This is a genomic window from Variovorax sp. GW823-FHT04F07 (genome assembly GCF_058795995.1).
Map to the genome: position 1 here is coordinate 348,303 of NZ_JBXAIG010000001.1, position 17,589 is coordinate 365,891.

The 17,589-nt window shown below is 69.8% G+C and carries 14 protein-coding genes; 6 read left to right on the top strand and 8 right to left on the bottom strand.

Annotated elements, in window-relative coordinates; translation table 11 throughout:
• Positions 1 to 13 precede the first annotated feature (13 nt).
• The gene (locus AC1RAA_RS01625) at positions 14 to 892 is read left to right on the top strand and encodes an alpha/beta fold hydrolase (RefSeq protein WP_492726154.1); all 879 of its coding nucleotides are present in this window, start codon (positions 14 to 16) and stop codon (positions 890 to 892) included.
• Positions 893 to 895: 3 nt separating this feature from the next.
• Here AC1RAA_RS01625 and AC1RAA_RS01630 read toward each other — a convergent pair whose 3' ends face one another.
• Together AC1RAA_RS01630 and AC1RAA_RS01635 are read right to left on the bottom strand one after the other, a co-directional pair.
• Positions 896 to 1,735 carry an aldo/keto reductase gene (locus tag AC1RAA_RS01630; RefSeq protein WP_492726156.1) on the bottom strand — a complete coding sequence of 280 codons (840 nt, stop codon included), beginning with the start codon at positions 1,733 to 1,735 and terminating at the stop codon, positions 896 to 898.
• 170 nt (positions 1,736 to 1,905) lie between these two features.
• Entirely contained in the window at positions 1,906 to 3,033 is a 1,128-nt protein-coding gene (locus tag AC1RAA_RS01635) for an ABC transporter substrate-binding protein (RefSeq protein ID WP_492726158.1), read from the bottom strand.
• A gap of 111 nt (positions 3,034 to 3,144) precedes the next feature.
• Between AC1RAA_RS01635 and imuA the strand changes: the two genes are divergently transcribed.
• The 4 genes from imuA to AC1RAA_RS01655 all read left to right on the top strand — a co-directional run bounded on the left by imuA (position 3,145) and on the right by AC1RAA_RS01655 (position 9,594).
• Positions 3,145 to 3,942 carry a translesion DNA synthesis-associated protein ImuA gene (gene imuA / locus AC1RAA_RS01640; RefSeq protein WP_307693945.1) on the top strand — a complete coding sequence of 266 codons (798 nt, stop codon included), beginning with the start codon at positions 3,145 to 3,147 and terminating at the stop codon, positions 3,940 to 3,942.
• Positions 3,911 to 5,254 carry a Y-family DNA polymerase gene (locus AC1RAA_RS01645; RefSeq protein ID WP_307693944.1) on the top strand — a complete coding sequence of 448 codons (1,344 nt, stop codon included), beginning with the start codon at positions 3,911 to 3,913 and terminating at the stop codon, positions 5,252 to 5,254. The genes imuA and AC1RAA_RS01645 overlap by 32 nt, the downstream gene beginning before the upstream one ends.
• A complete protein-coding gene (locus AC1RAA_RS01650) occupies positions 5,247 to 8,597 on the top strand; it encodes an error-prone DNA polymerase (RefSeq protein ID WP_492726160.1) in 3,351 nt (1,116 codons plus the stop codon). Before AC1RAA_RS01645 ends, AC1RAA_RS01650 begins: the two co-directional genes overlap by 8 nt.
• 70 nt (positions 8,598 to 8,667) lie before the next feature.
• Entirely contained in the window at positions 8,668 to 9,594 is a 927-nt protein-coding gene (locus AC1RAA_RS01655; RefSeq protein WP_492726162.1) for a hypothetical protein, read from the top strand.
• Between the two features lie 10 nt (positions 9,595 to 9,604).
• Here AC1RAA_RS01655 and AC1RAA_RS01660 read toward each other — a convergent pair whose 3' ends face one another.
• From AC1RAA_RS01660 to AC1RAA_RS01675, 4 genes are all read right to left on the bottom strand, one after another.
• Positions 9,605 to 10,621, bottom strand: a complete 1,017-nt coding sequence (locus AC1RAA_RS01660; RefSeq protein WP_492726164.1) for a phosphotransferase enzyme family protein — start codon at positions 10,619 to 10,621, stop codon at positions 9,605 to 9,607.
• A gap of 78 nt (positions 10,622 to 10,699) precedes the next feature.
• On the bottom strand, positions 10,700 to 11,305 hold the full coding sequence (gene thpR, locus AC1RAA_RS01665; RefSeq protein ID WP_492726166.1) for an RNA 2',3'-cyclic phosphodiesterase: 606 nt from the start codon (positions 11,303 to 11,305) through the stop codon (positions 10,700 to 10,702).
• A 36-nt stretch (positions 11,306 to 11,341) separates the two neighbouring features.
• Positions 11,342 to 11,578, bottom strand: coding sequence for a hypothetical protein (locus AC1RAA_RS01670; protein WP_070059288.1), 237 nt, complete (start codon positions 11,576 to 11,578; stop codon positions 11,342 to 11,344).
• A 78-nt stretch (positions 11,579 to 11,656) separates the two neighbouring features.
• Positions 11,657 to 12,925 carry an SGNH/GDSL hydrolase family protein gene (locus AC1RAA_RS01675; RefSeq protein WP_492726168.1) on the bottom strand — a complete coding sequence of 423 codons (1,269 nt, stop codon included), beginning with the start codon at positions 12,923 to 12,925 and terminating at the stop codon, positions 11,657 to 11,659.
• A gap of 110 nt (positions 12,926 to 13,035) precedes the next feature.
• Between AC1RAA_RS01675 and AC1RAA_RS01680 the strand changes: the two genes are divergently transcribed.
• Complete coding sequence (locus AC1RAA_RS01680; RefSeq protein ID WP_492726170.1) at positions 13,036 to 13,944, top strand: LysR family transcriptional regulator; 909 nt, start codon at positions 13,036 to 13,038, stop codon at positions 13,942 to 13,944.
• 2 nt (positions 13,945 to 13,946) lie between these two features.
• Here the strand turns inward: AC1RAA_RS01680 and ku are convergent, their stop codons facing one another.
• Complete coding sequence (gene ku, locus AC1RAA_RS01685; RefSeq protein WP_095947520.1) at positions 13,947 to 14,861, bottom strand: non-homologous end joining protein Ku; 915 nt, start codon at positions 14,859 to 14,861, stop codon at positions 13,947 to 13,949.
• A gap of 33 nt (positions 14,862 to 14,894) precedes the next feature.
• Positions 14,895 to 17,438 carry a DNA ligase D gene (ligD, locus tag AC1RAA_RS01690; protein ID WP_492726171.1) on the bottom strand — a complete coding sequence of 848 codons (2,544 nt, stop codon included), beginning with the start codon at positions 17,436 to 17,438 and terminating at the stop codon, positions 14,895 to 14,897.
• Between the last annotated feature and the right edge of the window lie 151 nt (positions 17,439 to 17,589).

Here is a 17,589-nt window from a genome sequence, read left to right on the forward strand (position 1 = left end):
GCAGAATGAAGCCATGCCCACGCCCGCTCTTCCCACCCCCGACGAATCCGCCGAAGCCCGGCGCCAGATCGCCCGCATCGAAGCCCTGTCCACCTCGCACGACCCGGTGCACGACGGCATTCGCGTGCGCTGGCGCCGCTTCGGCACCGACACGACGAAGCCGCCCATCGTGCTGCTGCACGGCGGCCACGGCAGCTGGATGCACTGGCTGCGCAATGCCGAGGCGCTGTCGGCGCAGCGCACGCTGCTCCTGCCCGACATGCCCGGCTTTCACGATTCCGACGCGCTGCCACGCGTGGCGCCCGGCGAAGACGCCCTGGTGCCGCTCCTGGCCGCGCTCGGCGGCACGCTCGATGCGCTCATCGGCGCCGGCACGCCCATCGACCTGGGCGGCTTCTCGTTCGGCGGGCTCACCGCCGCGCGCTTCGCGGTGCGGCGCGGCGCCATCCGCCGGCTGGCGCTGATGGGCAGCGGCGGCCATGGCACCTTGCGCCGCATGACGGTCGAGATGATCAACTGGCGCGCCGCCCCCGACCGCGAGACCGAGCGCGCCGCGCTCATGCACAACCTGGGCGCGCTGATGCTGCATGCGCCCGCCGCCATCGACCCGCTGGCCTTCGAGATCCACGACCTCTCGTGCCACGGCACGCGCTTTCGCAGCAAGGAGGTGTCGCTCTCGGGCGGGCTGCAGGCCGCGATCGACACGCTGGGCGTGCCGACGCTGCTGCTGTGGGGCGAGTTCGACGTCACCGCCGATTCGCGTCCGCTGGTGGCGCAACTGGCCAGCGAAGGCCCCGGCCGCGAAGGCGTGGTGATCGACGGCGCGGGGCACTGGGTGCAGTACGAGCGCGCCGACGCGGTCAACGCGCAGCTGGTGAAGTTCTTCGGCTGAGGTTCACAGGCCCAGCGCGCCTGCATGCTGGCGCCAGAAGGCCGCATCGGGGAAGGTGCCGACCCCGACCCCGACCCCGGCCGCGGCGTTGTCGGCCATGTGCTCCGCACGGCTCGTGCCCGGGATCGTGCATGTCACCGCCGGGTGGCTCAGCACGAACTTCAGCAGCACCTGCGCCCAGCTCGTGCAGCCGATCTCGCCGGCCCAGGCGGGCAGCGGCTTGTCGCGCAGGCGCCGCAGCAGGCCACCGCCGCCGAAGGGCATGTTGACGATCACCGCCACGCCGCGCTCGGCCGCGAGCGGCAGCAGGCGCTGTTCGGCATCGCGCGCATCGAGCGAGTAGTTGATCTGCAGAAAGTCGAGCGTCTCGGCGCGCAGCACGGCCTCGACTTCGTCGTAGGCCGAGGCGGTGTAGTGGGTGATGCCGATGTAGCGCACGCGGCCCTTCTCCTTCCAGCCGCGCAGCGTGGCGAGGTGAATGCGCCAGTCGACGAGGTTGTGCACTTGCATCAGGTCGATCTCTTTCGTGCGCAGCCGCGCGAACGATTGCTCCATCTGCGCGATGCCGGCTTCGCGGCCCGAGGTCCAGACCTTGGTCGCGAGGAAGGGTTTGGCGCCCGGCCTGGCGGCGGCCAGCAGTTCGCCGGTGGTTTCCTCGGAGCGGCCGTACATCGGCGAGCTGTCGATCACCGTGCCGCCGGCCGCGAAGAGCGCGTCGAGCACGCCGGGCAGGCGCTGGTACTCGTCGGTGCCGGGGCGCTGGTCGAAGCCGATCCAGGTGCCGCAGCCGACGACCGGCAGGGCTTCCTTCGTGGAGGGAATGGGGCGGGTGGTCATCTGCATCGCGGGCCTGCGGGGTGGCTGCTGGGCGAAGGAGGGGAGCGCGGCACCTGCGCACAGGGCTGCGCCCAGTCGGAGCAGCCGGGCGCGCGTGAGGGCGTAAGGGTGTGCGTTCGTGAGGGGCGTCGTCACGAACGAAATTCTGCGCCCGCGAGGCCGGCGGGCGGAAGGGCTCAGCGCAGGTAGCGCCCGTCGGCCTTGAGCATCGACAGCTCGGAGAAGGTCAGCCCGCGGTGCTCGCCGGGCCGGTACGACACGGCGATGCCGCCGAGGTCCAGCGTCTTGAACGACTCCAGGCCCTTCTGCAGCGACTCGGGCGTCGGGTTGGCGCCCGCGCGCTTCAGGCCTTCGACCATGACCTTGGCCGTGACGTAGCCCTCCAGGCTGGCGTAGCTGAACTCGGTCATGCCGATCTTCTTCATCGCCGCCTGGTACTCGGCAATCACCGGCATCGCGCTGTTCCACGGATAGGGCACGACCTGCGAGATGACCACGCCGGCCGCGTCCTTCTTGATGTCCTGGAACAGCTTCTGCCCGTTCAGGAAGGAGAACGAATAGAAGGCCGTCTCGCCGCCGGTCGCGCGGTAGGCCGCGATGAATTTCGCCGCCACGTCGTTGGTGGCCGACAGCACCACGGCCTTGGGCTTGAGCTTGGCCAGCTCGGCGGCGCGTTCGGCCGCGTCGGAGCCGTCGTTCTTGATGGCCACGCTGCCGACCATCTTGTCGCCGCGTTCGGCAATGAACTTCTGCGTGCTCTCCATCGCCGAGCGCGCGCCGGGGTTGTCGTTGTGCGCGAAGGCGATGCGCGACAGGCCGATGGTGAACAGGTGGTTCACGATGCGGCTGTATTCCTCGTCAAAGCTGATGCGCACCGGAAAACCGAACTCGCTGAACTTCACCACCGGGCCCGCGCCCGTGTACGGGCCGACGACGGGAATCTTCAGCTCGTTGGCCGCCTTCAGCGCGCCGACCGCCGACGAGGTGCCGATGGGCATCAGCACGCCCACAGCGCCGTCGCGCGCGAAGGTCTTGACGTTCTCGGCGCCCTTGGCGGGGTCGTAGGCGTCGTCGAGCTGGCGCAGCTCGACCGGGCGGCCGTTGACGCCGCCGCTCGCGTTCAGCGCGGTGAACATGGCACGGATGCCCACCAGCGGCTCGGTCGACAGCGATGCGAGCGGGCCGGTCTGCACGTAGGTCTGGCCGATCAGGAGCGGCTTGGCGGGCTGGGCCGAGGCGGGCGCCCCCGCGAAGACGAGGGCGGCGAGGGCCAGAAACCGCAGGTGAATCTTTTTGTGTCTCATGGTCACTAATTGTTAATAAACCGATCTTAAGGCGCGGGCCTTCGCAGGTAAATCGATCGCTGGTTGCGACCTGGGAAATACTGTATAAAAATACAGTTAACAACTGCAATCATGGGCCTCCCTTTCCTCGACTCCTTTTCCACCGCCGCGGGCCGCGGCGTCTGGCACGCCGACGAACTCGGCCTGGCCGACGCGCAGGTCGTGGCCACCGGGCATGCCGCGCTCGACGCCGAGCTGCCCGGCGGCGGCTGGCCCGTGGGCGCGATGACGGAGCTGCTGCAGGCCACGCCCGAGGCCCATGTCTGGCGCCTGCTGCTGCCCGCGCTGGCGCAGGCCGTGGAAGCGCGCGGCGGGCCGGTGGTGCTGGTCGGCGCACCCTACGAACCCTGCGGCACCGCGCTGGCGGCGCAGGGCTTGCCGGTGGAGGCGCTGATGTGCGTGCGCAGCGACGCCCCGGCCGCGCGGCTGTGGGCCTGCGAGCAGGCGCTGCGCTGCGCCGAGATCGCTGCCGTCGTCGCCTGGCTGCCGCAGGCCCGCGTGGGCGAGCTGCGGCGGCTGCAGCTGGCCGCCGCGCAGCACGAGGTGCTGCTGTTCGTGTGCCGGCCCGAGTCGGTGGCGCTGTCGGCCTCGCCCGCGCGTCTGCGCCTGCGCGCCGAGCGCTGCCCGGACGACCCGGCGCAGATCGCGCTGCACCTGCTCAAGCGCCGGGGGCCGCCGCTGGCCGCGCCGGTGCGGGTGCCGGCGCGCAATGCCCGCATGAGCGCGTTGCTGGCCGCCGCCCGCGTGCGGCGCCAGCTGCGCCTGCAGCCGGCCGTGACGCCGGCCGCCGCGCCGTCGGCCACGGTGGTGCGCATCGACGCATGGAAAGGAGGCCCGGATGCACTGGATCGCCTTGCAGTGGTCGTCTGAAACCGAGGACGCCGACGCCCCCGACATGCCCCCGCCCGAAGCCCTGGGCTGGTGGGCGCTGCAGTTCACGCCGCACGTCGCCTGGCAGGACGAGGCGCTGATGCTCGAGGTCTCGGCCTGCGAGCGCCTGTGGGGCGGTCGCGCGCCGCTGATGCGCCAGCTGCTGGCCCTCAACCCCGCGCCCGACGCGCGCATGCGCGGCGCGCAGGGCGCCACCAGCCTGATCGCGCTGGCGCGGCTGCGCCTGTTCGCGCGCAACGAGCACCGGCCCGCCGACGTGCCGGCCGGCCTGCCGCTGGACACGCTGACGGCCGCGCAGGGCCACCTCGACCTGCTCGCGCGCCTGGGCTGCCGCACCTGGGGCGAGGTGGCGGCGCTGCCGCGCGGCGGGCTGGCGCGGCGCTTCGGTGCCGGGCTGCGTGAGGCGCTCGACATCGCCTGGGGCCTGCGCCCCGAAAGCCACGCCTGGCTCACGCTGCCCGACGTGTTCGAGCAGAAGCTCGAACTGCCCGCGCTGGCCGAGACCGGGCCCGAACTCATGTGGTCGGCCAACCGCCTGCTCTCGGCGCTGCAGATCTGGCTGCGCGCCCGCCAGCGCGGCGCGCGCGCGCTCGAGCTGCAGTGGACGCTCGACCTGCGGCGCCTCAACGGCGTGACCCTGCCGCCGCACCAGCAGCTCACCGTGCGCACGGCCGAGCCCACGCAGGACATGGCGCACCTGCGCCGCCTGCTGTCCGAAAAACTCGCGCTCACCACGCTGGCCGCGCCCGCGAGCTGGCTGAAGCTGCGCACGCTCGAAACCGATCCGCTGGCCGGCGCCAGCACGAGCTTCCTGCCCGAAGACAACCGCAAGGGCGACAAGCTGCACGAGATGGTCGAACGGCTCAGCGTGCGGCTCGGCGCCGACCAGGTGGTGGTGCCGCTCGCGCAGGCCGACCACCGGCCCGAGCGCCAGCAGCGGTGGCGGCCCGCGCTGCAAAAAGAGAAAACGCCTGCACCCGACAAGGCCCGCAAGGACGCCGCCTCGCAGCCCGATGCGATCTACCCGCCCTGGCTGCTGCCCGAGCCCTTGCGGCTCGAGATGGACGGCGAGCGCCCGTGCTACTGCGGGCCGCTGCGCAAGCTGGTCGGGCCGCAGCGCGTCGAGGCCGGCTGGTGGGGCGGTGAAGAAGACGGCGGCCAGCCCGCGATGCGCGACTACTACGTGGCCGAAAGCCCCGAGGCCGGCCTGGTGTGGATCTTTCGCGAGCGGCCCGCCACGCGCTTTTCGTCGGGCGAGGTGCGCTGGTACCTGCAAGGCTTCTATGCCTGACCTGAGCGGCAAGGAAGAGCGCAAGCGCCAGCCCGCCAAGGTGCATGTGCTGCCGCAGCGGCTGCGCCCGGCGCCGGGCCTGCCCGGCTATGCCGAGCTGCACTGCCTCACGAACTTCAGCTTCCAGCGCGGCGCGTCGACGCCCGAAGAGGTGGTCGAGCGCGCCTACCACCTCGGCTATGCGGCGCTGGCCATCACCGACGAGTGCTCGGTGGCCGGCATCGTGCGCGCGCATGTCGCGTTGCGCGATCTGCCCGTCAAGCTGGACACCTACGAGCGCGAGCACCCGGACGAACCGCCGATCCCGCGCCACCCCGAATTCCGTCTGCTGTTCGGCAGCGAGTTCCGCTTCGAGCGCTTCAAGCTCGTGGTGATCGCGAACGACACCGAGGGCTGGGGCAACCTCTGCGAGTTCATCACCGCCGCGCGCAACACCGAGCTGCCCAAGGGCGAGTACCGCGTCGATTGGGACACGAGCGACGTCGCCTCGCTGCAGCGCTGCCAGGTGCTTTTCGTGCCGCACCGTCCGCCGGGAGGCATGCCGGATGCGGCCACCGTGCAGGAGGACCTGGCGGCGGCCAGGGCGCTGTACGGCGACAACCTCTGGCTGGCCGTGGCGCTGTTCAACGAACTCGACGACGACCTCTGGCTCGTCACGCTGATGCAGGCGGGCGAGCAGGCCGGCGTGCCGCTGGTCGCGGCCGGCGACGTGCACATGCACGCGCGCGGGCGCAAGCCGCTGCACGACGTGCTCACGGCGGTACGCGAAGGCCGCACGGTGGCCGAGTGCGGCTTCGCGCTGCAGTCGAACGCCGAGCGGCACCTGCGCCAGCGGGTGCGACTGGCCGAGCTGTACCTGCCCGCGATGCTGGCGAACACGCTGGCGGTGGCGCAGCGGTGCCGCTTCGATCCCGAGGTGATCCGCGAGACCTACAAGTACCCGCTGGAAACGCTGGGCAGCAACGAGACGGCGACGCAGACGCTGGCGCGCAAGACGTGGGAAGGGGCGCAAAGGCGCTACCCGAACGGGATTCCTGATGGCGTGCGAGCCCAGGTGCAGAAAGAGCTGGACCTGATCAGGGAGCTTGAATACGAGATGTTCTTCCTCACCGTAGAGAACATCGTCCGCTTTGCGCGCTCACAGAAAATTCTTTGCCAGGGTCGCGGGTCATCGGCCAATTCCGCTGTCTGCTATTGCCTCGAAATCACCGCAATCGACCCCGAGAAAGGCCACCTGCTGTTCGAGCGCTTCCTGAGCCGCCACCGCAAGGAACCGCCCGACATCGACGTCGACTTCGAGCACCAGCGGCGCGAAGAAGTCATCCAGTACATCTACGAGAAGTACGGCCGCGAGCGCGCCGCCATCGCCGCCGTCGTCATCTGCTACCGCTCGCGCAGCGCCTTGCGCGACGTTGGCAAGGCCATCGGCATCGACGAGCGGCTGGTCGACGAGTTCGCCAAGGACCACTACTGGTTCGACGACACCGTGCTTGGCGAGCAGCTCGACAAGGCTGCCGCGCGCGTCGGGGTGAAGGAAGACCGGCTCAAGCTGATGCAGTGGATCGAGCACACGCAAAAGCTCAAGGGCTTTCCGCGCCACCTGAGCCAGCACGTCGGCGGCTTCGTGCTCACGCACACCAAGCTCACGCGGCTGGTGCCGGTCGAGAAGGCGTCGATGAAAGACCGTTCCGTCATCCAGTGGGAGAAAGACGACCTCGAAGCCATGGGCATGCTCAAGGTCGACGTGCTCGCGCTGGGCATGCTCAGTGCGATTCGCCGCGGGCTCGATCACATGAACCGCTGGCGGGGCTCGATGATGGAGATGCACCACATCCCCAACGACGACCCCAACGTGTTCGACATGATCTGCGACGCCGACACCATCGGCGTGTTCCAGATCGAGAGCCGCGCGCAGATGTCGATGCTGCCGCGCCTGAAGCCGCAGACGTATGAGGACCTGGTGATCGAGGTGGCGATCGTGCGGCCCGGGCCCATTCAAGGTGGCATGGTGCATCCGTACCTCAAGCAGCGTGAGCGTGTGGCCAAGGGCTTGCCGATCACCTACGAAAAGGAAGAACTCCGACCTGCCTTGGAGCGGACCTTGGGCATTCCGATCTTCCAGGAGCAGGTGATGCAGATCGCGATGATCGCGGCCAAGTTCACGGCAGACGAGGCCGATCAGCTGAGGCGCGCCATGGCTGCATGGAAGCGCAAGGGCGGACTCGGGAAGTTCCACAAGAAGCTCGTCGATGGCATGAAGGACAACGGCTACAAGGAAGCCTTCGCCGAAGCCATCTTCAAGCAAATCATGGGCTTTGGTGATTACGGCTTTCCCGAAAGCCACGCAGCGAGCTTCGCGCTGCTGGTCACCATCAGCAGCTGGCTCAAGAACTACGAACCCGCCTGCTTCCTCGCCGCACTGCTCGACTCGCAGCCGATGGGCTTCTACAGCCCCTCGCAGCTGGTGCAGGACGCGCGCCGCCATGGCGTCGAGGTGCGGCCGGTCGACGTCACGTGCAGCGAGATCGACACCACGCTCGAAGCCCGTACGGCCGATGCGCCGCGCATGCCGCCTGGCACCGACACGCGCTACGCCGAGCGCCTGGGCAACGAGAACCAGCCGGCGGTGCGGCTGGGCCTGAACCGGGTCCTGAGCCTCAGCGAAGCCGGCGCCAGGCGTTTGCTCGCAGCGCGCGCACAAGCGCCTTTCACCAGCACCGAAGACCTGGCCCTGCGCGCCGAACTCGAAGGCAAGGACATGGCCGCGCTCGCGGCGGCCGATGCGCTGATGTCGCTCTCGGGCCATCGGCGCCAGCAGGTGTGGGATGCCACGGCGCAGCATCGCTCGTCGGCCCTGCTCAAGGGCGTGCCGATCCACGAACAGGCGCTGCTGTTGCCCGCCGCGCCCGAGGGCGAAGAGATCGTCGGCGACTACGCGGCGCTGGGCCTCACGCTGCGCCGCCATCCGCTCGCGCTGCTGCGCCCGCGTCTGGCGCGCATGCGGCTCCTGAGCGCGGTGGAGTTGCGCGCCGCGCGCAGTGGCCAGACCGTACGCGCCTGCGGCATCGTCAAGGGCCGGCAGCGGCCCGGCACCGCCAACGGCACCATCTTCGTCACGCTGGAGGACGAGACCGGCAACGTCAACGTGATCGTGTGGAGCCACGTCATCGAGGCCTGGCGCGAGCCGCTGCTCAAGTCGCACCTGCTCGCGGTGCAGGGCACCTGGCAGCGCGACGACGACAGCGGCGGCAAGGTGCAGCACCTGATCGCCACCGGCTTCAAGGACCTCACGCCGCTGCTGGGCCGGCTGGCGCAGAGCAACACCAGCCGCGACTTCCACTGAGGCATTGCGAATGCAACCGATCGTTCCATGCCTCGCGCCGCCCCTCACTTTTCGCTAACCTGTTCCTCCCATGTCCGCACTCGCCGCAACCGCCGGATTTGCCCTTGCCGATGAGGTCGTCGCCACGCCGATCGGCCCGCCGCCGCCCGCGCCCGATGTGCCCATGCCACCACCGCCGCCGCCCGTGCTGCCGCCCGAAGGCGATCCGCCGCCGGTCATGCCCCCGGTGACGGACCCCGGTTTTCCGCCGCCGGTGACCGACCCACCGCCCCTGCAGACGGCCGTGCCCTTCGGCAAGCCGCACGCACGGCGCCTGCGCGAGATCTACCGCTCGGCCGGCTGGCCCTGCTGCGACACCATCGAGGTCGAACTGCTCGCGGGCGGTTTTCTCGAACGCGTGCGCAGCGCGCTGGGGCACGAGACGCTGCGCGTGACCGACGCGGGGATTGCGCGCATCGCCACCACGCTCACCGTCAACCGCGCGGCGCTGTCGCCGCACGAGGCGCTGGTGGAGCGCGTGGCGCGCGAGATGACGCGCGGCGGCCGCATCGCCTGGCGCGGCCTGGGCCTGCGCGCCCGGCTGCCGCCGCTGGAAGAGGGCGGCAAGCCGCGCTGGTGCATGGCGCGGCCCGACGTGTTCTCGATCCGCAACACCAGCGTCGAGGCCTATGCGCATCCCATCGTGCACGAGGTGAAGGTCAGCCGCGCCGACCTGCTGGGCGACCTGCGCAAGCCCGACAAGCGCGCGGCCTATCTCGACCTGGGCGGCGAGTGCTGGTACGTGCTGGGCAACGACGCCAAGGGCCGCTGCATCGCGTCGCCCGACGAGATCCCGGCCGAATGCGGCGTGATGGTGCTCGAGGGCGAGCGCCTCGTGGTGGCGCGCGCCGCGGTGCACCGCGCCTTCGAGCGCATTCCTTTTTCGGTCTGGCTGGCGCTGGCCAAGGCGCAGCCCGTGGCGGGCTTCGAGGACGACGCGCAGGACCTGCTGATCTGACGGATGCTCGTCAGGTGATGGCGTCGTAATCGCGGTGCGCGACGGCGACCACGTTGCCCGGCTCGAACTGGCTCGCCATCTGGCGCAGGCCTTCCTCGCGGTCTTCGCGGCTGGCCTGCGGGTCGAACATCTGGTCGCAGAACTCGAGCAGGTCGCGCACGATGCGTTCGTGGCGGTAGTAGGCGAGGGCGAGCGTATCGACCGCCTCGCTCGTGCCGTAGCCCTGGAAGAACAGCGCTTCTTCGCGCGGCTGGTTCCACACGCCGCCGACCCCGCCGCCGATGAACATCAGGTCGCGCTCCTTCGGCGCGAGGATCAGCGTGTCCCAGTCGACGATGCACAGGCGATCGTCGTCGCCCAGCAGCACGTTGCCTGCATGCAGGTCGGCATGGCACAGCACCTGCGGCAGCGACTTCTCGAGCAGGATCGAGGCAAGCTGTTCGCTGCGGTAGACGATCGAATCGATCTCTTCGTCGTGCGCCTCCCAGAAGGCGAGGAAGTGCGCCACCAGATCGTCGCCCGCCACGCCGTTGATGAAGCGGCGCTGGTAGCGGCGCACGCCTTCGCGCCAGTGGTGCGAGTAGCTTTCGCGCGGCAGGCCCGCCCGCAGCGATTCGGGCAGCTCGGTGCGGTGGATGGCGCTCAGCGCGGTGCCGAGCAAGGTCCATTGCCGGTCGGTCGGCGTGCGCGTGAAGCCGTCGACGCCGTCGAAGAAGGGGTAGAGCGCCCAGTCGAAGCCATGGTCCTGCACGCTGAGTCGCCGCGTGCGCGTGAGCAGCGGGGCCATCACGGCGTCGATGTCATAGGTGTGGTGCAGCACGGCCGGCACGTCGACCACGGCGGGTGTGAAGCCGCCTCGGCGCAGCTTGAGGAAGTACGTGCGGCCGTCCGATGCCTCGATGCGGAACGCGGCCGAATCGACGTCGGCGCCCAGCGGCAGGAACTCGGCGCGTGTCGCCTGCAGGCCGTAGGTTTCGGCGAGACGCGCTTGAATGGCGTCGGGGGCGATATCGGGTGGTGTCAGCATGCGGCGGGCGTGGCGTGGGTTCGATGGGCGCCGAAAATTGTCTCACCCGATAAGGCCACGAAAGCCGGCCCGCCGTTGTCAGACGGCGTCTTCTTTGTCTTCTTCGTCGGCCTCGTAGGTGGCCAGCACCTTGTGCTCGACGGGATGCGAAGTGAACGAGCGCACGAGCAGGAATTTCCTCACGCGCCACGGGATCGGCGGCAGGCGCATCGGGTAGGCCGCGCCCTCGGTGCGGCGGGCGATGGTGATGTGCGGTGTGAACGTCGGCGTTTCCGTGACGATGCCCGCCTTCTGGACGGCACGGCCGATGTCCGCATGCAGGGTGCGCAAGGCGCCGTGCTCGGCGGGCTGCAGCACCGCGATGTCGTTGCGCCATGTGCGGGAGCTGTCCAGCACGAGGCTCATGGGCCGCACCCGAACCTGGGCGAGCGCTTCACGCAGGCGTTTCTCGACCTCCTTGGACTGGTCGCCGAAGCAGTGGAGCGTCAGGTGCAGTCGCGGGCTGCGAGGAAAGTAGTGGCCCTTGGGCCAGATCCATTCCTTGCGGTGCGCTTCGATCGCCGCTTGCACCTCGGGCTCGGGAAACAGCGCGATGAGAAGGTGGCGTTGCCTCTCGAAAGCGGGGGAGTCCCAGTCGGGTTCGGGCCCGTTCGCAAACGCATCGCCACGGTTGAAGTCGTCCATTGCAGTTCTCCGGGGGAAGAAGGATGAAAAGGCGGCTCAGGGCTCCGGCGGCCACCAATGCGCGGCCGTCGTCCGGATGACGCGCGCCGCCTGAACGCGGATGTCATCCTGTTCGTTGCTGTCGTCGTGGCCGTGCTCCCGCGTCACGCGGAAGGGCCAGTTCGAAATCCGGCCTGTCTTGCCGGTGGTGCGCGAACGCGACTGCAACGGATGCTGTCGCGAGGAGAAAAAAAGCACCTGCGCCGAGGGCGCAGGCGGGTTGGCGGTGGTCATGGCGTCGCCTCGAATGTTGTTCTTGGAGACGAGCCATTCTAGAGAAAAGACTGTATTTATGTACAGTATATTTGCAGTCTATCGAAGATCGTTGCCCAGCAAGGCGTCGAGGTCGATGGCCGCCGCCATCGCCTTGTAGCCGGCGTCGCCGGGATGCAGGTGGTCGCCCGAATCCATGGCGGCTTTCAGCCGGGTCGGCCGGGCCGGGTCGCGCAGCAGGGCGTCGACATCGACCACCGCATCGAAGGCACCGCCTTCGCGGATCCAGCGGTTGACGGCCTGGCGCACGGTGTCTTTCTCGGGCGAGTGGTGGCCGGCCAGCGGCGTGCCTTCGAGCGCACGTTCATTGGGCGGAATGGTGACGCCCACGATGCGCACGTTGTGGGCGTGGGCCATTTCGATCAGCTGGCGAAAGCCCTGGATCACGGCCTCGGCGCGCACCGCGGGTTCCTGCGGCGCAAAGGGACCACCGGGCCAGCCGATGTCGTTGGTGCCCAGCAGCACGACCATCGCGCGCACGCCGGGCTGCGCGAACACGTCGCGGCCCGCGCGTTCGAGCGCCGCGCGGCCCATGCCGTCCTTCAGCAGCCGGCCGCCCGAGATGCCGGCGTTGAGCACGCCCACGCCGCGCGGCGCGAGCCGTTCGGCCAGCGCGTCGGGCCAGCGCGTGTGGGCGCCGGGCGTCGAGCCGTTGCCGTCGGTGATCGAGTCGCCCAGCGCGACGACGGTGACGGGCGCTTGCGGCGTCTCGACGATCAGGCCGCTCACGTAGACGCGCGTGCTCCACGGTGTGGCGGCGGCCGGCAGTCGCGCCGCGGCGCTCAGGTCGCCGTCGGCGATGTACAGCGTCTGCCGCGCGTCGAAGTGAAAGCCCGCGGGCTGGCTGGATTCCGGCAGGTAGAGCGACACGGCCACCTCGCTCAGCGCGGGCAGCGGCAGGTCGACCGGGTCGCTCACGAGGCGCGCACCGGGCGGCAGCGTCACGTCGCTGCGGCCGCTGAAGCGCAGCACGCGGTCGCTGCCTTCGACGATGGCCGAGCCGCTCGCATGGCGGGCCACGCGCGCCGCGCCGATGCGCAGCGGCGTGGTGCCGCCTTCGTTGCTGATCACCACGCGCAGCCGCGTGCCGCCGATGCTCAGGCGCGCCACCTGGCGCAGCGTCTGCCGCTCGAAGCGGGCGGGAATGCCCAGGGGCAGCACGAAGCTTTCGTCCCACAGCGGCTGGGTGGCGGCCATCCAGCTGGGGCTCCAGTGAGTGGGCGCGGCCATGGAAGCGGTGGCGGCGCCCGCGAGGGAAAGGGCGAGCGCGCCCTGGCGCAGGAGGGAGGTGAGTCGCGAAGCGGTCATGTGAATGTCCTCAGGTGAAAGAAGTGTCGATGGGCGAACTTTCTTTCATTCGAATCGCGAGGGGTAGAAGGCAGAATGGCATGCATCAAATTCCTGATTCGAATGACCCCATGGACACCCTTCGCGCACTCTCCGCCTTCGTGCACAGCGTCGAGATCGGCAGCCTCTCGGGCGCGGCCCGCGCGCTCGACACCACGCAGCCCACCGTGAGCAAGCTCGTCGCGGGGCTGGAGCGATCGCTGGGCGTGCGGCTGCTGCGGCGCGCGGCCACCGGCCTGAGCCTCACGGAGGAGGGCCAGCGCTTTCACGAACGCGCGCGCCGCATGCTCGAGGACTACGGCGACGCCGTGGCCGATGCGCGTGCGCAGGTGCAGCAGCCGCGCGGCCTGCTGCGCCTGAGCGCGCCGGTCACGCTGGGGCAGCGGCACCTCAACGCGATGGCGGTCGAGTTCCTGCGGCTGTACCCCGACATCGAACTGGAGCTGGTGCTCGACGACCGCTTCGTCGATCCGCGCGAGGAGCGCATCGACGTCTCGCTGCGCGTCGGCGGCGCGCTGCCGCCCGACCTCGTCGCGCGCCACCTGGGCAGCTGGCCGCGCGTGCTCGTCGCGTCACCGGACTACGTGGCCGCACGCGGCAAGCCGCGCACGCCACAGGACCTGCTGGTGCACGACTACCTGCGCTACGCGGCGGGCGACGACGGCGTGCTGCTCACGGGCCCCGACGGCGCGGTGGCCGTGCCGGTGCGCAGCCGCTACCGCGTCAACAACGCCGTGGCGCTGCTCGACAGCGTGCTCGCGGGCGCGGGCGTGTCGTTGCAACCCACGTGGATGGTCGCGGACCTGCTGGCGCAGGGGCGGCTGGTGCGCGTGCTCGCGCGGCACACGGGGCCGGCGCAGGAGCTGCACCTGCTCTATGCGCCGCGCCGGCAGCTGCCGCTGCGCGTGCAGGTGCTGGTCGACTTCCTGGCGCAGCGCGTGGCGGCGCTGCCGGGTGCGGCGAAAGCGCCGCGGCGTTAAGCCTAAGCCGCCTTGCGGGCCACGCTCTTCGCGCGTTTGGCCGCCGCAGGCTTGTGCGCGGTCTTGCGTGCAGAAGCCGTCGACTTCGCCGCACGCTTCTTCGCCGCAGGCGGCGTGCGCTTGCCGCTGCGCAGGCTGCGCGCGAGCAGCTCGGTCAGGTCGATCACCTCGGCGCCGCCCTCAGGTGCTTCTTCTTCCGGCTGCACCACCGTCTCCGTGTCGCCCGCCTTGACCTTCTTCTCGACGATCTTCATCACGGCGTGCTTGAACTCGTCCTTGAATTCGTCAGGGTTCCACGGGCCCGACATGTCGCCGACCAGCTGCTCGGCCATCTTCATCTCGGCGGCCGACAGCTTCGCGCCCTTGATGCCGGCGGCCGGCAGGTCGAGCCCGTCGGCGTCCTTGATCTCGTCACCCCAGCGCAGCAGGTTGAGCACCAGCACCTTGCCGAAGGGAATCAGCAGCGCCAGGTGCTGCTTGGTGGCGATCACCACCTTGGCCAGGCCGACCTTGCCGGTCTTCACCAGCACCTCGCGCAGCAGTGCGTAGACCTTCTGGCCCTTGTTGATCGGCGCGAGGTAGTAGGGCCGCTCCAGGTACACGAAGGGAATTTCTCCGACGTCGAGAAAGCGCTGGATCTCGATGGTCTGCGTGGTGCGCGGGTAGACGGCCTCGATCTCCTTGGGCGAGATCACGACGTACTTGCCGTCTTCGTACTCGAAGCCCTTCACGATCTGCTCGCGCGCGATCTCCTTGCCCGTGCGCTTGTTGATGCGCTTGTAGCCCACGGGGTCCATGCTGCGCTTGTCGAGCCAGTCGAAGTCGATGCCCTGTTCGGTGCTGGCGGTGTGCAGGCCCACGGGGATGTGGACCAGCCCGAAGGTGATGGCGCCTTTCCAGAGGGTTCTCGTGGCCATGGTGTGCTTCCTTCCTTGTTCGTGGGTTCGTGGCTATCGCTTGAAGCCGAGCCGCTTCATCGCCTCGCCCAGCGGCTGGCGCGTGGTCCAGTAGTCGGCCCAGGGGTCTTCGGACTGGAACGACAGGTGTTCGCGCGCGGTGGAAATGGTCCAGTGGGCGCCGCTCTTGAGGCCGGCGAGGTCGTCCCAGCGCACCGGCATCGACACGCCCATGCCGGGCCGCGCCCGCGCCGAGTAGGCCGCCACCGTGGTCGCGCCCACGCCGTTGCGCAGGTAGTCGGCAAAGAGCTTGCCGACGCGGTTCGAGGGCCCGCTCTTGGCCACGAACTTCGACGGGATCACCTGGGCCATGTGCTGCACGATGGCGCGCGAGAAGGCCTTCACCGTGTCGTTGTCGTAGTGCATGCGCAGCGGCACGACCACGTGCAGGCCCTTGCCGCCGCTGGTCTTGAGCCATGACGCCAGGCCCAGCTCGGTGAGCAGCGTGCGCATCAGCAGCGCGCCTTCCTGCACATGCGCCCACGGCGTGCCTTCGCCCGGGTCGAGGTCGAAGATCATGCGGTTGGGCCGGTCGAAGTGCGTCGAGGTCGCGTTCGAGGTATGGAACTCGATCACGTTGAACTGCGCCGCGTTCAGCAAGGCCTCGCGCGTGCCGACCTCGAGCATCGACGGATGGCCGGGCCACAGGGCCGGGTCGAGCTGCTTCACGCCGGCGATGTGGACCTTCTCGGCATGCTTCTGGAAGAAGATTTCTCCGCCCACGCCCTGCGGCCCGCGCACCAGCGCGCAGGGGCGGCCCTTCAGGTGCGGCAGCATGTCGTCGGCCACCGATTCGTAGTAGCGCGCGAGGTCGAGCTTGGTGCGGCCCGAGGCGGCATCGATCACGCGCTCGCCGTGGCTGACGGCGACGCCGCCGACGGTGGAGGCTGTTTTCTTCGATGAGGTCTTCATGGCCTTCGTGCCCTTTGCACGTGAAGCAGGGGCGATGTCGCGGGGTTCTTCATGCACGATCTCCGAGGCCGGCTTGTCGTCGCGCATCGCCACGAAGGACGCGTGGCGGACCTGCCCGTCCGGCGTCCATGCGGCGAAGCGCACCTCGGCCACGAGCCTGGGCTTCACCCAGTGCCGCGTGCCGCCCGGCCGGCGGCGGCCGGGCTTGGCCTCGCCGCCGGTGAACGGCGCGTGGTCGGTGTCGAGCGCGGCGAGCTGGCGGCGGATGTCGCGCGCTTCGCGGTCGTTCCAGCCGGTGCCGACGCCGCCGACCGACACCAGCTCGCCGTTCCTTGCGTGCACGCCCAGCATCAGGCTGCCGATGCGCGTCGGGCTGTCGGTGCGCAGCGTGTAGCCGCACACCACGAACTCTTGGCGCCGGATGCACTTGAGCTTGAGCCAGGTGTCGCTGCGGCGCGAGACATACGGCGCGTCGGCGCGCTTGGCGATCACGCCCTCGAGGTTCATGCGGCAGGCCGATTGCAGGATCGAGTCGACATCGGCCTCGAAGTCGCTGCTGAAGCGCAGGCGGCGCGTGGCGCGTGCGTCCATCAGCTGCTTGAGCAGCCCGCGGCGCTCGGCAAGCGGTGCGTGGCGCAGGTCGAAGCCTTCGAAGAAGGGCACGTCGAACAGGAACATCACGATCGGGTCGGCGCGCTCGCGGTCGAGTGCGTTCTGCAGCGCGTTGAAGTCGGGCGTGCCGTCTTTGTCGGGCACGACGATCTCGCCGTCGAGCCAGGCGTTGCCGATGCCCAGGCGCTCCAGCTCGGCCACCAGCTTCGGCAGCTTCGCGCTCCAGTCGTGGCCGCCGCGCGTGAGCAGGCGGGCCTTGCCGTTGCCGATGCGCGCCATGAGGCGGTAGCCGTCGAACTTGATCTCGAAGATCCAGTCGCCGGGCGCGCCTTCGGGCACGCCGGTGGCGAGCGTCGCGAGTTGCGGTGAGAGTTTGGCGGGCAGGCGTGCCTTCACCGCGCCCGTGGCGGGCAAGGCGGGCGATGTGGGCGCGGCCTTGGCCTTGGCCTTGGCGGTCTTGCGCGCTCCGGCCACGCTGTCGGGCAGCGCGGACACCACGTCGTACTCGGCATGCGAGCGCGCGAAGGCATCGCGCTTCTTGAACAGCAGCCAGGGCTCCTGCCGCTCGCCGCCCTTGGCGATCCTGACGAGTTCCCACAGCCCTTCGAGCTTCTGGCCACGCAGCCGGAACGCGAGCTTGCCCGCGGCCAGGCCCTTGCGCGGATCGCCCACGGGCTCCCAGGTGCCGTGGTCCCACACGATGACGTCGCCCGCGCCGTAGTGGCCTTCGGGAATCGTGCCCTCGAAGCCGGCGTACGACAGCGGGTGGTCTTCCACATGCACGGCCATGCGCTTGTGCGCGGGGTCGAGGCTCGGCCCCTTGGGCACGGCCCACGATACCAGCACGCCGTCGAGTTCGAGCCGGAAGTCGTAGTGCAACCGCCGCGCCGCGTGCTTCTGGATCACGAAGGCGGGCGCGTGCGGCCGGGCCTTGCCGCCTTCGGCGGGTTCGTCGGTGACGGCGAAGTCGCGCTTCGCCTGGTAGGTTGCGAGGGGCGTGTCGGAACGGGCCATGGCCTCTGGTGTGCCCGCATTCGGGCCGCGCCGCATCGGCCAAGTGCCCGGTCTTCGTGTGGGCCAAGGCCGCACGCGCGCGCGAAGGCGGAGCGAGGCGCAGGCGGGTGCCAGACGGGTCCCACGCGCAGGCGCTGTGCCCTCCGACCGG

What these genes read in the sequence shown, in the direction of transcription:
- AC1RAA_RS01625 (WP_492726154.1), top strand. Translation starts at nt 14, where the DNA reads ATGCCCACGCCCGCTCTTCCCACCCCCGACGAATCCGCCGAAGCCCGG.
- AC1RAA_RS01630 (WP_492726156.1), bottom strand. Translation starts at nt 1,735, where the DNA reads ATGCAGATGACCACCCGCCCCATTCCCTCCACGAAGGAAGCCCTGCCG.
- AC1RAA_RS01635 (WP_492726158.1), bottom strand. Translation starts at nt 3,033, where the DNA reads ATGAGACACAAAAAGATTCACCTGCGGTTTCTGGCCCTCGCCGCCCTC.
- imuA (WP_307693945.1), top strand. Translation starts at nt 3,145, where the DNA reads ATGGGCCTCCCTTTCCTCGACTCCTTTTCCACCGCCGCGGGCCGCGGC.
- AC1RAA_RS01645 (WP_307693944.1), top strand. Translation starts at nt 3,911, where the DNA reads ATGCACTGGATCGCCTTGCAGTGGTCGTCTGAAACCGAGGACGCCGAC.
- AC1RAA_RS01650 (WP_492726160.1), top strand. Translation starts at nt 5,247, where the DNA reads ATGCCTGACCTGAGCGGCAAGGAAGAGCGCAAGCGCCAGCCCGCCAAG.
- AC1RAA_RS01655 (WP_492726162.1), top strand. Translation starts at nt 8,668, where the DNA reads ATGTCCGCACTCGCCGCAACCGCCGGATTTGCCCTTGCCGATGAGGTC.
- AC1RAA_RS01660 (WP_492726164.1), bottom strand. Translation starts at nt 10,621, where the DNA reads ATGCTGACACCACCCGATATCGCCCCCGACGCCATTCAAGCGCGTCTC.
- thpR (WP_492726166.1), bottom strand. Translation starts at nt 11,305, where the DNA reads ATGGACGACTTCAACCGTGGCGATGCGTTTGCGAACGGGCCCGAACCC.
- AC1RAA_RS01670 (WP_070059288.1), bottom strand. Translation starts at nt 11,578, where the DNA reads ATGACCACCGCCAACCCGCCTGCGCCCTCGGCGCAGGTGCTTTTTTTC.
- AC1RAA_RS01675 (WP_492726168.1), bottom strand. Translation starts at nt 12,925, where the DNA reads ATGACCGCTTCGCGACTCACCTCCCTCCTGCGCCAGGGCGCGCTCGCC.
- AC1RAA_RS01680 (WP_492726170.1), top strand. Translation starts at nt 13,036, where the DNA reads ATGGACACCCTTCGCGCACTCTCCGCCTTCGTGCACAGCGTCGAGATC.
- ku (WP_095947520.1), bottom strand. Translation starts at nt 14,861, where the DNA reads ATGGCCACGAGAACCCTCTGGAAAGGCGCCATCACCTTCGGGCTGGTC.
- ligD (WP_492726171.1), bottom strand. Translation starts at nt 17,438, where the DNA reads ATGGCCCGTTCCGACACGCCCCTCGCAACCTACCAGGCGAAGCGCGAC.